This window comes from Acidovorax sp. AC410 (assembly GCF_979253235.1).
Genome location: NZ_CEEDCG010000001.1, coordinates 541,876 through 554,834, shown reverse-complemented (window position 1 = coordinate 554,834; position 12,959 = coordinate 541,876). Strand labels below are relative to the sequence as shown.

Annotated in this window: 10 protein-coding genes and 1 riboswitch; of the genes, 8 read left to right on the top strand and 2 right to left on the bottom strand. The window is 69.2% G+C overall.

Annotated elements, in window-relative coordinates:
- The first annotated feature begins 182 nt into the window (after window positions 1–182).
- The 5 genes from AC0IZS_RS02450 to AC0IZS_RS02430 all read left to right on the top strand — a co-directional run bounded on the left by AC0IZS_RS02450 (window position 183) and on the right by AC0IZS_RS02430 (window position 6,923).
- Entirely contained in the window at window positions 183–1,967 is a 1,785-nt protein-coding gene (locus AC0IZS_RS02450; RefSeq protein WP_471634191.1) for a methyl-accepting chemotaxis protein, read from the top strand.
- Between the two features lie 268 nt (window positions 1,968–2,235).
- Window positions 2,236–4,020 (top strand): methyl-accepting chemotaxis protein, encoded by a 1,785-nt coding sequence (locus AC0IZS_RS02445; RefSeq protein ID WP_471634190.1) that lies wholly within the window; start codon window positions 2,236–2,238, stop codon window positions 4,018–4,020.
- 100 nt (window positions 4,021–4,120) lie between these two features.
- Window positions 4,121–4,345, top strand: coding sequence for a tautomerase family protein (locus AC0IZS_RS02440; RefSeq protein ID WP_471634189.1), 225 nt, complete (start codon window positions 4,121–4,123; stop codon window positions 4,343–4,345).
- Window positions 4,346–4,418: 73 nt separating this feature from the next.
- A riboswitch (cyclic di-GMP riboswitch) is annotated at window positions 4,419–4,512 on the top strand.
- Between the two features lie 183 nt (window positions 4,513–4,695).
- Complete coding sequence (locus AC0IZS_RS02435; RefSeq protein WP_471634188.1) at window positions 4,696–6,423, top strand: methyl-accepting chemotaxis protein; 1,728 nt, start codon at window positions 4,696–4,698, stop codon at window positions 6,421–6,423.
- Window positions 6,423–6,923 (top strand): chemotaxis protein CheW, encoded by a 501-nt coding sequence (locus tag AC0IZS_RS02430; protein ID WP_471634187.1) that lies wholly within the window; start codon window positions 6,423–6,425, stop codon window positions 6,921–6,923. The genes AC0IZS_RS02435 and AC0IZS_RS02430 overlap by 1 nt, the downstream gene beginning before the upstream one ends.
- Before the next feature lie 30 nt (window positions 6,924–6,953).
- Here AC0IZS_RS02430 and recJ read toward each other — a convergent pair whose 3' ends face one another.
- Both recJ and AC0IZS_RS02420 read right to left on the bottom strand, forming a co-directional pair.
- Window positions 6,954–8,669: a single-stranded-DNA-specific exonuclease RecJ gene (recJ, locus tag AC0IZS_RS02425; RefSeq protein WP_471634186.1), complete on the bottom strand. Its 1,716-nt coding sequence runs from the start codon at window positions 8,667–8,669 to the stop codon at window positions 6,954–6,956.
- On the bottom strand, window positions 8,666–9,622 hold the full coding sequence (locus AC0IZS_RS02420; protein ID WP_471634185.1) for a phosphoglycerate mutase: 957 nt from the start codon (window positions 9,620–9,622) through the stop codon (window positions 8,666–8,668). Before AC0IZS_RS02420 ends, recJ begins: the two co-directional genes overlap by 4 nt.
- Window positions 9,623–9,697: 75 nt before the next feature.
- Between AC0IZS_RS02420 and AC0IZS_RS02415 the strand changes: the two genes are divergently transcribed.
- From AC0IZS_RS02415 to lolD, 3 genes are read left to right on the top strand one after another with little or no spacing between them, the layout of a single operon-like run.
- Entirely contained in the window at window positions 9,698–10,954 is a 1,257-nt protein-coding gene (locus AC0IZS_RS02415; RefSeq protein ID WP_471634184.1) for a lipoprotein-releasing ABC transporter permease subunit, read from the top strand.
- A gap of 18 nt (window positions 10,955–10,972) precedes the next feature.
- On the top strand, window positions 10,973–12,226 hold the full coding sequence (locus tag AC0IZS_RS02410; RefSeq protein ID WP_471634183.1) for a lipoprotein-releasing ABC transporter permease subunit: 1,254 nt from the start codon (window positions 10,973–10,975) through the stop codon (window positions 12,224–12,226).
- The gene (lolD, locus tag AC0IZS_RS02405) at window positions 12,219–12,947 is read left to right on the top strand and encodes a lipoprotein-releasing ABC transporter ATP-binding protein LolD (protein WP_179681755.1); all 729 of its coding nucleotides are present in this window, start codon (window positions 12,219–12,221) and stop codon (window positions 12,945–12,947) included. Before AC0IZS_RS02410 ends, lolD begins: the two co-directional genes overlap by 8 nt.
- Window positions 12,948–12,959: the final 12 nt, after the last annotated feature.

Genomic DNA, 12,959 nt, shown 5'->3' with positions numbered 1-12,959 from the left:
CCGATAACGCGGGGTGCCGATTCCAGCAACACTGGTTACAAGGGCATGGGCTCTGCTGCTGCCCGTCCCGTGAGGCGCGGCAGCGTTTGGTGGTTTGATGACGGTTTCCTGAGGCAAAAACCCACAAAGCAGGTGCAGATGCTGACCCTGCAGAGCACAAGAACCTGTTCCAAGGATCGACCATGAAATTCGACAACCTGCGCGTGGCCCACAAGATGTGGAGCGTGATCCTGGGTCTGCTGGCGCTGATGCTGGTGACCGCCATCTGGACCCAGTGGTACGGGCGGCAGGTGACTGCCGAAACCGAGAGGACCGTCGAGAAATACGAGAGCGCCATCACCACCGCGGTGAGCTGGCGCGGGCTGGCCGAGGTGGCCGTCACCATGTCCATGGCCAGCTTCGTGACCACCGACCAGGCGCTCAAGGCCGACTTCGACACGCGCGTTGCAGCCCTCACGGCGCGCATCACGCCCGTGCAGGAAAAGATCGGCAAAACCTCGGTATCGGCCGACGACAAGGCGGCCCTGGCCAACGTTGCCGCCACGCGCGCCGATATCCGCGGGCAGACCGACAAGCTCAAGGAGCTGACCGAGGCCGGCGACGCGGCGGCCAAGCAGGACTATCTGGCCAAGGTCTACCGCCCGAAAGCGGTGGCCTACCTGGAGTCCATCGACAAGTTCGTGGCCGTGCAGGAGCGCCAGCGCGACGCGGCGGTACAGGCGGCCCGCGATTCGCGCGCCAGCCTGGTGGTGATCGGCGCTGCCGCAGCCATTGCGGTGGTGGTGCTGGGCATGCTGCTGGCGGCCCTGCTGGTGCGCTCCATCACGCGCCCGCTCGACCGCGCCGTGTCGCTGGCCGAAGCCATCTCCGCCGGCGACCTCACGCAGAACATCCATGACGACCGCAAGGACGAGCTCGGCCTGCTGACCCGGGCCCTGTCGGGCATGTCCACCCGCCTGCGCTCCGTGGTGAGCGAGGTGCGCATCGGCGTGGACTCGGTGTCCTCGGCCTCGGTGGAAATTGCCAACGGCAACCACGACCTGTCGGCACGCACCGAGCAGACGGCCTCCAACCTCGAAGAGACGGCAGCCAGCATGGAACAGCTGACGGCCACGGTGTCCCAGTCGGCGGACACGGCGCGCCAGGCCAACCAACTGGCCGGCACGGCGGCCCAGGCCGCAGCGCGCGGCGGCGAAGTGGTGGGCCAGGTGGTCAGCAGCATGCAGCAGATCACCGACAGCTCGCGCAAGATCGCCGACATCATCGGCACCATCGACGGCATCGCCTTCCAGACCAACATCCTGGCGCTGAACGCGGCGGTGGAGGCGGCACGTGCCGGCGAGCAGGGCCGGGGCTTTGCCGTGGTGGCCAGCGAAGTGCGCAGCCTGGCAGGCCGCAGCGCCGAGGCGGCCAAGGAGATCAAGGCCCTGATCAGCGCCAGCGTGGAGAACGTCGAATCGGGCTCGGCCCAGGTGGCGCAGGCCGGGCAGAGCATGGAAGAGATTGTCTCGAGCGTGCGCCGCGTGAGCGACCTGATCGGAGAGATCACGGCCTCGTCCACGGAGCAGCGCGACGGCATTGCCCAGGTCAACCAGGCGGTGACGCACCTCGATCAGATGACGCAGCAGAACGCGGCGCTGGTCGAAGAGTCCACCGCGGCAGCCGCGTCCATGCGCGACCAGGCGCAAAAGCTGGCCGAGGTGGTGTCGATGTTCAACGTGGGGGCCATGCCGGCACGGGCGCCGGTGGCGGCACCACCACGGCCTGCACCGGCTGCCAGCCGGCCGGTGGCCGCGCCCGCCCGCAAAGGCGTTGCCGGCAAATCGCCCGCGCCAGCCACGGCACGGCTCACGGCGTCGGCGCCCAGGCCGGCAGCGGCCCCCAAGCCTGCAGCAGCCGGGCCAGCTCCGGCGGCGGCCCCCCGGGCCACGGCCAAAGGCGGTGATGACGACTGGGAGAGCTTCTGAGGTCACCTCCTTGAGCCTGGGGGCCGGATCCGGGCAGCCAGGCTGAGCTTGCCATCGCCCTGACTGCACAGGGCCTGGGCGTTGCAACGCCTGCTTGAACGCCTTTGGAGTGCTCCCTCCAGATTGGGGTTTTTCCCGGTGAGCGGAGGCGCTTGCCGGCGCCCGGCTGGCGTAGGCTATGGGCTGTTGGATGTAATCGAATGTTTCCGTGGCCATGTGCTTGCGGTCCATCGCGCATCCCGGCCAGATCCACAAGGGAAAGAGATCCATGCAATTCGACAATATCCGCGTCTCCCGCAAGCTCTGGGGTGCATTTCTGGGGCTGATGATCGCGATGTTGCTGCTCTCCAGCTTCGCCCAGAACCGCGGCAACAACGCCATGTCGGCGGCGATGGACGACATCATCGAAATCGAGGGGCGCATCTCCTCCGCCGTGCGCTGGCGCGGCGCCACCGAGACGGCCGTCAACATGGTCATGGGCGGCGCAGTGACCACCGATGCCGTGCTCGCCGAGCAGTACGGCGCCAAGGTCAAGGAGATCATCGGCGCCATCAACAAGGTGCAGGAGAAGATCGTCGCGTCTGCCACCGCGCCCGAGGAAAAGGCGGCGCTCGACAAGGTGCTGGACGCACGCAAGGCGGTGCTGGCCGCCACCGCCAAGACCTGGGAGCTCAAGGGCGCGGGCGATGCGGTGGCCACCCAGCAGTTTGCGGACAGGGAGTTCGCACCCCTGGTCACGGTCTACCTCAAGGCCCAGGACGATTTTGTGGCGGTGCTGGAAAAGCGCCGTGACGCCATCCGCGCCGACGCCACGGGCCGCCGCATCCAGAACGCCATCTCGGGCATCATCCTGTCCATGGTGCTGCTGGCGGTGGGCATCTTCCTGGCCTGGCGGCTGGTCCACTCCATCAGCGACCCGCTCGACCAGGCGGTCAAGACCATCGATGCCATCGCCGCAGGCGATCTCACGCGCGAGCTGCACGCCACCCGCAAGGACGAATTCGGCCACATGCTGCGCTCGCTCTCGGCCATGTCGGCGCGCCTGCGCGGCGTGGTGACGGAAGTGCGCCATGGCGTGGACTCGGTGTCCTCGGCCTCGGTGGAAATCGCCAACGGCAACCACGACCTGTCGGCACGCACCGAGCAGACGGCCTCCAACCTCGAAGAGACGGCAGCCAGCATGGAACAGCTGACGGCCACGGTGTCCCAGTCGGCGGACACGGCGCGCCAGGCCAACCAACTGGCCGGCACGGCGGCCCAGGCCGCAGCGCGCGGCGGCGAAGTGGTGGGCCAGGTGGTCAGCAGCATGCAGCAGATCACCGACAGCTCGCGCAAGATCGCCGACATCATCGGCACCATCGACGGCATCGCCTTCCAGACCAACATCCTGGCGCTGAACGCGGCGGTGGAGGCGGCACGTGCCGGCGAGCAGGGCCGGGGCTTTGCCGTGGTGGCCAGCGAAGTGCGCAGCCTGGCAGGCCGCAGCGCCGAGGCGGCCAAGGAGATCAAGGCCCTGATCAGCGCCAGCGTGGAGAACGTCGAATCGGGCTCGGCCCAGGTGGCGCAGGCCGGGCAGAGCATGGAAGAGATTGTCTCGAGCGTGCGCCGCGTGAGCGACCTGATCGGAGAGATCACGGCCTCGTCCACGGAGCAGCGCGACGGCATTGCCCAGGTCAACCAGGCGGTGACGCACCTCGATCAGATGACGCAGCAGAACGCGGCGCTGGTCGAAGAGTCCACCGCGGCAGCCGCGTCCATGCGCGACCAGGCGCAAAAGCTGGCCGAGGTGGTGTCGATGTTCAACGTGGGGGCCATGCCGGCACGGGCGCCGGTGGCGGCACCACCACGGCCTGCACCGGCTGCCAGCCGGCCGGTGGCCGCGCCCGCCCGCAAAGGCGTTGCCGGCAAATCGCCCGCGCCAGCCACGGCACGGCTCACGGCGTCGGCGCCCAGGCCGGCAGCGGCCCCCAAGCCTGCAGCAGCCGGGCCAGCTCCGGCGGCGGCCCCCCGGGCCACGGCCAAGGGCGGCGACGACGACTGGGAAAGCTTCTGATGGCGCTCTCTGCGCAGCAGTGAAAAAAGGGCGGCCCGGGCTGCCCTTTCTTCTTCATGCAAGATCAGGGGGCTTCATCACCATCGAAGAAAGGTCTGCCATGCCTCTGGTCAACATCCGCCTTGCCAACCGTGACGTCCCCACCACCTCGGCCCAGAAGGCCGCGCTGATTGCCGGCGTCACCCGGCTCATGGTGGAGGTGCTCGACAAGAAGCCCGAGACCGTGACCGTCATCATCGACGAGGTCGATCCCGACAACTGGGGCGTGGGCGGCGAGCAGGTGACCGTGGTGCGCCAGCGCGGCAAGGGACCGATCCAGGCTTGAGGAGGAGGGGCTGTGCAGCCCCTTCGCCTATACCCGACCATATTCCTGACATATTTGCTTACAGGTAGGATCGGCCCCACAAAGGCACACCCGTACGAAAGTCGGGGTCGCAAAGCTTCCGGTCTGAGACCTCGTGCGCGAGGGGGTATGGCAGCGGGGCCGCTGATTTCCGGATGACCTGCGTTCACGGGTGACCTGCCGCCAAGGCCAGGGCGCACCCGCATGGCGCGCCGCCGATCGCGCGCCCGCTTCTTCTCTCGTTCGTCGACTGCCTTTTTGGCGCCCCTCCTGGGATGGACGGGGTCGGGCGCCCCTGTGTCAGTCCACACGATGAATCTCGGGAAAAAGCAATGAAGTTGAACGATATCCGGGTGGCCACCAAGATGTGGGGCACGATCCTGGGCCTGTTGGTACTGATGCTGGGGGTGTTTGTCTTCACCCAGTACCGCTCCAGCCTGGCCATGGACAATGCGCTGGCCGACGTGCAGCGCTACGAGGCCAACATCACCGCAGCGGTGCGCTGGCAGGGCCTGACCGAGACCAATACCGAGCGTTCGCTGGCCAGCATGGCGAGCTCCGACGAGGTGATCGAGAAGTTCTTCGCCAGCCGCCAGGACGCCGGCTCGGCCCTCATCAGCGAAGTCCAGGCGGGCGTGCGTGCCACGGCCGTGTCGGAGGCCGACAAGGCCGCGCTGGCCAAGGTGGGCGAAGCCCGCGGCACCCTGCTCGACACCCTCAAGAAGCTCCCCGCCGTCAAGGCATCGGCCGAGCCTGGGGCGCGCAAGGAGTTTGCGCTCAAGGAATTCCTGCCGACCTCGGTGGCCTACGTCGATGCGCTCAAGGGCTTCGTCAAGGTGCAGGAGGCCCAGCGCGACGCGGCCAAGATCGAGGCCCGGCATGCGCAGCGCAACGCCACGCTGCTCGGCCTGTCCAGCGCCGCCGTGGTGTTCGTGATCGGCATCGTGCTGGCCTCCCTGCTGGTGCGCTCGATCACGCGCCCGCTGGACCGCGCCGTGGCCGTGGCCGGCGCGATTGCGGGCGGGGACCTGACCCAGCAGGTCCATTCCAGGCGCAAGGACGAGTTCGGCCAGCTGCTGCAGGCCCTGTCGCTGATGGTGGGCAAGCTGCATGGCGTGGTGACGGAGGTGCGCCGCAGCGTGGATTCGGTGTCCACGGCATCGAGCGAGATCGCCAACGGCAACCACGACCTGAGCAGCCGCACCGAACAGACGGCCAGCAACCTGGAGGAGACGGCCGCCAGCATGGAACAGCTGACCGCCACGGTGTCCCAGTCCTCGGAAACGGCGCAGCAGGCCAACCAGCTGGCGCTGGGCGCCGCCCAGGCGGCCACCCACGGCGGCGAGGTGGTGGCCCAGGTGGTGGTCAGCATGCAGCAGATCAGCGATTCGTCCAGGAGGATCGCGGACATCATCGGCGTGATCGACGGCATCGCCTTCCAGACCAACATCCTGGCGCTGAACGCGGCGGTCGAGGCAGCCCGGGCGGGCGAGCAGGGCCGTGGCTTCGCGGTGGTGGCCGGCGAGGTGCGCAACCTCGCCCAGCGCAGCGCCCAGGCGGCCAAGGAGATCAAGACCCTGATCGGCGCCTCGGTGGAAACCGTGGAAAAGGGCTCGGCCCAGGTGAGCCAGGCGGGCCAGGCCATGGGCGAGATCGTGGGCGGCGTGCGCCGCATGACCGACCTGATCGCGGAGATCGCCGCCTCGGCCAGCGAGCAGCGCGATGGCATCGGGCAGGTGAATCAGGCGGTGACCAACCTGGACCAGATGACGCAGCAGAACGCCGCGCTGGTGGAGGAATCGGCAGCGGCGGCGGCGGCGCTGCGCGACCAGGCCCAGCACCTGGCCGAGGTGGTGTCGGTGTTCAACGTCGGCGCGGCGGCCGTGGGCTACGCCAGCACGCCTGCCGCAGCCCCGGTGCGCAAGTCCCCCGCAACTGCGCTGCAGCCCCCGAAGGCGGCGCAGGCCAAGGCGGCACTGCCGACCCGAATGGGCGTTGCGCCGCGGCTCGCGGAAAAGGCCGCCAGTACCCGGGACGATGACCAGTGGGCGAGCTTCTGATGAGCGCATTGAACCCGAGCGCCGGCGCGCCGCTGGCCGCTGCAGGCCAGTACCTGAGCTTTCGCCTCGGCGAGGAGAGCTACGGCATCGACATCATGAAGGTGCAGGAGATCCGCTCCTACGAGCAGCCCACGCGCATGCCCAGCGCGGCGGGCTTCCTGCTGGGCGTGGTGAACCTGCGCGGCGTGGTGGTTCCCATCCTCGATCTGCGCGTGCGCCTGCACTGCGCCAGCGCCGGGTTCACGCCCTCCACCGTGGTGATCGTGATCGACCTGGGCACGCGCGTCGTGGGCGTGGTGGTGGATGCCGTCAGCGATGTGGTCACGCTGGAACCCGGCATGGTGCATGCGGCCCCGGGCCTGTCGGGCGCGCCGGACGCGGGCTGCATCCATGGCCTGGCCCAGGTCGGCGGGCGCATGCTGGTCCTGCTCGACATCGATGCCCTGCTCGGCGATACCCCGCCGGTGCCGGCCGGCGAAGGGCTGGCGAGCGCAGTCTGAACGCGGCACCGTTGGCGGGCGCGGGGGGCATCAGAGCTCGGCGCCCTCCACCAGGAACTGCACCTTGCGCTCGCCGCGCCATTCGTTGACATCCAGGCGAAAGGCCAGCAGCACGCGGGCCGGCAGCTGCCCGGTGTGGCCGAACCAGATCGCGTCGACCGGGTTGCCCTGGTGCATGAGCTTGATGGACAGGTGGTTCTTGCCCTCGCCCACCAGGCGCTGGCTCACCACCTGCACCTCTTCGCTGAAGGTCGGCGGCGCAAAACCCTGGCCCCAGACCTCGCGGTGCAGGGTGTCCACCAGGTCGGCGTGGCAGTACTCGGGGGCCAGCGGTCCATCGGTTTCGATGCGGCGCGTGAGCGTCGAGGCGTCGAGCCATTCCTGCGCCACCTGGGACAGGGCCTGCTCGAAGGTGTCGAAGGCCTCTGCGGCCACGGTGCAGCCGGCCGCCATGGCATGGCCGCCGAACTTGAGCAGCACGCCGGGGTGGCGCTTGGCCACCAGGTCGAGCGCATCGCGCAGGTGAAACCCGGGGATGGAGCGGCCCGAGCCCTTGAGCTCGTGCTCCTTGCCCGGTGCGCTGCTGGCCGCGAAGACGAAGGTCGGGCGGTGCAGCTTGTCCTTGATGCGCGAGGCGACGATGCCGACCACGCCTTCGTGGAATTCGGGGTCGAAGACGCTGATGGCCGGCGGCGGGTCTTCGCTCTCGTCGAACAGGTTCTCGGCCATCAGCATGGCCTGTTCGCGCATGCCGCCCTCGATCTCGCGGCGCTCGCGGTTGATGGTGTCCAGCTGGCCGGCCAGGTGGCTGGCGCGGCCCGCGTCGTCGGTGAGCAGGCATTCGATGCCCAGCGTCATGTCCGCCAGGCGGCCGGCAGCGTTGATGCGTGGGCCCAGTGCAAAACCGAAGTCGAAGGTCGTGGCCACCGGGGCTTTGCGGCCCGCCGCCGTGAACAGCGCGGCCACGCCGGCCGGCATGGTGCCCGCGCGGATGCGCCGCAGGCCCTGGGCCACCAGGCGGCGGTTGTTCGCGTCCAGGCGCACCACGTCGGCCACGGTGCCCAGGGCCACCAGCGTGAGCAGCGGGTCGAGCTTGGGCTGGCTGGCAATGTCGAACACGCCCCGCTTGCGCAGCTCCGAGCGCAGTTCCATGAGCACGTAGAACATCACGCCCACGCCGGCCAGGGACTTGCTCTCGAAGCTGCAGCCGGGCTGGTTGGGGTTGACCATGGCATCGGCCGCGGGCAGCTCGGGGCCGGGCAGGTGGTGGTCGGTCACCAGCACCTGCAGGCCCAGGGCCTTGGCCTCGGCCACGCCCTCGACGCTGGCGATGCCGTTGTCCACGGTGATCAACACGTCGGCGCCGCGCTCCTTCACGCGGCGGGCGATCGGCGGCGTCAGGCCGTAGCCGTCGGTCACGCGGTCGGGCACCAGGTAGTCCACGTGCTTTGCGCCCAGCAGGCGCAGGCCGCGCACGGCCACGGCGCAGGCGGTGGCGCCATCGCAGTCGTAGTCGGCGACCACGCACAGGCGCAGGTCGCGGGCCATGGCATCGGCCAGCAGCGTGGCCGCCTGCTGGATGCCCATGAGCCCGGCAGGCGGGAGCAGCCGGTTCAGGTCTTCGTTCAGCTCTTCCTTGTCGCGCACCCCGCGCGCGGCGTACAGGCGCGCGAGCAGCGGGTGTACGCCGGCCTGCTCCAGCGCCCAGGCGGCACGCGGGGGAATGTCTCTGGCCGTGATTTTCATAATTGGGGTGCCACCTGGGCAAAACGGGTGGGCTGGAAGCAGGCCTTGATGCGCTGCACCAGGCCGCGTGGGGCGGTGTGGAAAGCCAGCGCGGCGCGTTCGCCGCACAGGGTCAGGCGCACGGCGGCGCCCTGCTCGGCCTGGCGCAGCAGATCGGCCAGCGGGCCTGCATCCAGCGCGGTCCACGCGGCCGCCCAGGCGCGCCAGTCCTCACGCAGCGCGGCATCGCGCAGGGCCAGGGGCATCTGCGGCCCGGGTGAGGGTGCGGCCACCGAGGCCGGCAGGGCGCCTGCGCCATGCATCCAGAAGGAGTTGACCATGGGCAGGCCGCGCTCGGCCCGCTCGTCGTTGAAGGCATGGGTGTACAGCAGCATCTGCATCTCGCTGTTCAGGCGGTGCAGGGTGCGGGCTTTCGCGGCATCGGGCATCCAGGCGCGCACGTCGCGCAGCAGCACGCGGTCGAGCGAGGCGGTGGCCAGGTCGGCGAACAGCGGGCCTTCGGCCAGCCAGCGGGTGGGTTGGTCGTAGTGCAGGTGGATGCCGTCCTCGGCGAACCAGGGTGAGACGATGGCCAGCAGCGCGCGCGAGGATGCTTCGGTGAGGCCCAGGGTTTCGGGGTCGCGCAGCGTGATGTGGTCGGTGGTCACCTGCCACAGGCAGGGGGCGAAGAAGGCCCAGGCCCGGCCGTCCGTGGGCTGGCCCTGTTGCAGGCGGTACCAGGCGGCCCAGGGCGTGCGCCCGTCCTCGGCCGGCAGACCCAGGGCCTGGGCCAGGGCGCGCTCATGGGGGGCGGAGAAGCTGGTCTCCTCGGCCGTGCTGGAATGCGCCGGGTCGGCCGCGAGCCGTGCCAGCAGGCGGTCCAGGTGCGGCAGGGGCAGGCTGGCCAGCGTTTGCCGGCACCCCTCGGAGGCGCTGGCGGCGTAGGGGATGAGCAAATGGGGGATGTCCGACATCCCCCTATTGTCCGGGATGCCACAATCGCTTCCGCCGGGCTCCGCTATCCCACGCGGGCAGGCACTTTTTTTACAATGCAACTTCCCTACGAACTGGCCCTGGGCCTGCGCTACACCCGCTCCGGCCGGGCCACGCGGCGCAACGGCTTCATTTCCTTCATCTCCGGTGCGTCCATGCTGGGCATCGCCCTGGGCGTGGCGGCGCTGATTGTGGTGCTCAGCGTCATGAACGGCTTCCAGAAGGAGGTGCGCGAGCGCATGCTGGGCGTGGTCGCCCACATCGAGGTCTTCGCGCCCCAGGGCGCCGCCATGCAGGATGCAGCCCGCACCATCGCCGAAGTGCGCCTGAACCCGGCCGTCACCGGTGCCGCCCCCTACGTGGCCGCCCAGGCCCTGATCGCCCATGGCGACGACATGAAGGGGGCCCTGGTGCGCGGCATCGATCCGGCGCTGGAGGGCTCGGTGACCTCGCTGGCGGCATCGAATGCCGAGGTGCTGGCCACCCTGGTGCCCGGGCAGTTCCGCGTGGTGCTGGGCAGCGAGCTGGCCAAATCGCTCGGGGTCAAGGCGGGCGATGCGGCGACCCTGGTGGTACCCGCCGGCCAGGGCGGCGGTGGCAGCCAGGGCGGCCCGCGCTACCAGCCGCTCACCGTAGCCGGCACGGTGGATTCGGGCCATTTCCAGTACGACTCCACCCTGGTCTGGATGCACCAGGCAGACGCCATGGCCACCTTCGGCCTGCGCGGGCCGACGGGCGTCGGCCTCAAGCTGCAGGACCTGGACCAGGCCAACGCCGTCGCCTACCAGCTGGCACGCAGCGTGAGCGGCGACCTGCTGCTGCGCGACTGGACCCAGCAGAACCGCACCTGGTTCGAGGCCGTGCGCCTGCAAAAGCGCATGATGTTCATCATCCTGGCGCTGATCGTCGCCGTGGCAGCCTTCAACCTCGTCTCCACGCTGGTGATGACGGTCAATGACAAGCGCGCCGACATCGCCATCCTGCGCACGCTGGGCGCCAGCCCGAAAAGCATCATGACCGTCTTCGTGGTGCAGGGCGCCATGGTAGGCGTGATCGGCACCCTGGCCGGCCTGGCCCTGGGCCTCTCCATCGCCTACAACATCGACGTGATCGTGCCGGCCATCGAGAAGGCGCTGGGTGCCGCCTTCCTGCCCAAGGACATCTACCTGATCGACCGCATGCCCAGCGAACCGCAGGGCACCGATATCGTGCCCATCGCCCTGATCTCGCTGGCGCTGGCCTTCGTGGCCACCCTGTACCCGAGCTGGCGCGCCAGCCGCGTGAACCCCGCAGAAGCACTGCGCTATGAATGAGCGCGGCCTGAACTAGCTATGCAAATCCCCTACGAACTGGCCCTGGGCTGGCGCTACACCCGCGCAGGCCGTGCCACGCGGCGCGATGGCTTCATCTCGTTCATCTCGGGTGTGTCCATGCTGGGCATCGCCCTCGGTGTGGCGGCGCTGATCATCGTGCTGTCGGTGATGAACGGCTTTCAGCGCGAGGTGCGCGACCGCATGCTCAGCGTGGTCTCGCACATCGAGATCCTGGCACCCCAGGGTGCGCCGCTGCCGGACGTGGCCACCACCCTGGCCGAGGTCAGGCGCAATCCGAACGTGACCGGGGCCGCGCCCTTTGTCTCGGCCCAGGCGCTGCTCTCGCGCGGCCAGGACATGCGTGGCGCGCTGGTGCGCGGCATCGACCCGGCGCTCGAAAGCTCGGTGACGGACCTGGCTTCGGGCAACGAGAAGACGCTCAAGCTCCTGGTGCCCGGTGAGTTCCGCGTGGTACTGGGGGGCGAACTGGCACGGTCCCTGGGCGTGCGCGCGGGTGATGTGGTGACGCTGATCGCGCCCGCTGGCCAGGTCACCCCGGCCGGTGTGGTGCCGCGCCTCAAGCAGATGACGGTGGCTGGCACCTTCGATTCAGGCCACTACGAATACGACTCGGCCCTGGTGCTGTTGCACCACGAGGACGCACAGCGCATCTTCCGCCTCGAATCCCCCACGGGCATCCGCCTGAAGCTCAAGGACGTGCACCAGGCGCGCGTCGTGGCCGCCGAGCTGGCGGGCACCGTGAGCGGTGGGCTGGTGGTCCGCGACTGGACGCAGCAGAACCGCACATGGTTCGCCGCCGTGCAGCTCGAAAAACGCATGATGTTCATCATCCTCACCCTCATCGTGGCGGTGGCGGCCTTCAACCTCGTCTCCACCCTGGTGATGACGGTGACCGACAAGCGTGCCGACATTGCCATCCTGCGCACGCTGGGCGCCAGCCCGAAAAGCATCATGGGCGTTTTCGTCGTGCAGGGGGCCATGGTAGGCGTGATCGGCACCCTGGCCGGCCTGGCGCTGGGTCTGGTCATCGCCTTCAACATCGACGTCATCGTGCCGGCCATCGAGCATGCGCTCAACGCGAGCTTCCTGCCCAAGGACATCTACCTCATCAGCAAGATGCCCAGCGAGCCGCAAAGCTCGGACATCGTGCCCATCGCCGTCATTTCCCTGGTGCTGGCCTTCGTGGCCACCCTGTACCCCAGCTGGCGCGCCAGCCGTGTGAACCCCGCCGAGGCGCTTCGCTATGAATAAGAACAACGCTCCATCCGCCGCATCCCTCCCCGCTGCGCCGCCCGCCCGTGGCGAGGTCGTGCTGCAGGCCCAGGGCCTGACCAAGCGCTTCACCGAAGGCCGGCTGGACGTGACCGTGCTGCACGGCGTGGACCTGCAGGTGCATGCGGGCGAAACCCTGGCCATCGTCGGCGCGTCGGGCTCGGGAAAGAGCACCATGCTGCACCTGCTGGGCGGCCTGGATGCGCCCACGGCCGGCAGCGTGCGCCTCAAGGGGCAGCAGCTGTCGGCGCTGTCGCCCGAGCAGCAGGGCCGCATGCGCAACCAGCACCTGGGCTTCATCTACCAGTTCCACCACCTGCTGCCCGAGTTCACCGCGCTGGACAACGTGGCCATGCCGCTGCGCATCCGCCGCATGCCGCAGGAGCAATGCCGCGAGGAGGCAGCGCGCGTGCTGGCGTCGGTGGGTCTCAAGGAGCGCCTGCACCACCGCCCCGCCGAACTGTCGGGCGGCGAGCGCCAGCGCGTGGCCATTGCGCGCGCCCTGGTCACGCGCCCAGCCTGCGTGCTGGCCGACGAGCCGACGGGCAACCTGGACCGCAATACGGCGGATGGTGTCTTCGCGCTCATGCTGCAGCTGGCGCGCGAGCAGGGCACGGCCTTCGTGATGGTCACGCACGACGAATCGCTGGCCGCGCGCTGCGACCGCGTGGTGCACCTGGTGCTGGGCAAGCTCGGCTGAGGCACTGGCCCG

What these genes read in the sequence shown, in the direction of transcription:
- AC0IZS_RS02450 (WP_471634191.1), top strand. Translation starts at nt 183, where the DNA reads ATGAAATTCGACAACCTGCGCGTGGCCCACAAGATGTGGAGCGTGATC.
- AC0IZS_RS02445 (WP_471634190.1), top strand. Translation starts at nt 2,236, where the DNA reads ATGCAATTCGACAATATCCGCGTCTCCCGCAAGCTCTGGGGTGCATTT.
- AC0IZS_RS02440 (WP_471634189.1), top strand. Translation starts at nt 4,121, where the DNA reads ATGCCTCTGGTCAACATCCGCCTTGCCAACCGTGACGTCCCCACCACC.
- AC0IZS_RS02435 (WP_471634188.1), top strand. Translation starts at nt 4,696, where the DNA reads ATGAAGTTGAACGATATCCGGGTGGCCACCAAGATGTGGGGCACGATC.
- AC0IZS_RS02430 (WP_471634187.1), top strand. Translation starts at nt 6,423, where the DNA reads ATGAGCGCATTGAACCCGAGCGCCGGCGCGCCGCTGGCCGCTGCAGGC.
- recJ (WP_471634186.1), bottom strand. Translation starts at nt 8,669, where the DNA reads ATGAAAATCACGGCCAGAGACATTCCCCCGCGTGCCGCCTGGGCGCTG.
- AC0IZS_RS02420 (WP_471634185.1), bottom strand. Translation starts at nt 9,622, where the DNA reads ATGTCGGACATCCCCCATTTGCTCATCCCCTACGCCGCCAGCGCCTCC.
- AC0IZS_RS02415 (WP_471634184.1), top strand. Translation starts at nt 9,698, where the DNA reads ATGCAACTTCCCTACGAACTGGCCCTGGGCCTGCGCTACACCCGCTCC.
- AC0IZS_RS02410 (WP_471634183.1), top strand. Translation starts at nt 10,973, where the DNA reads ATGCAAATCCCCTACGAACTGGCCCTGGGCTGGCGCTACACCCGCGCA.
- lolD (WP_179681755.1), top strand. Translation starts at nt 12,219, where the DNA reads ATGAATAAGAACAACGCTCCATCCGCCGCATCCCTCCCCGCTGCGCCG.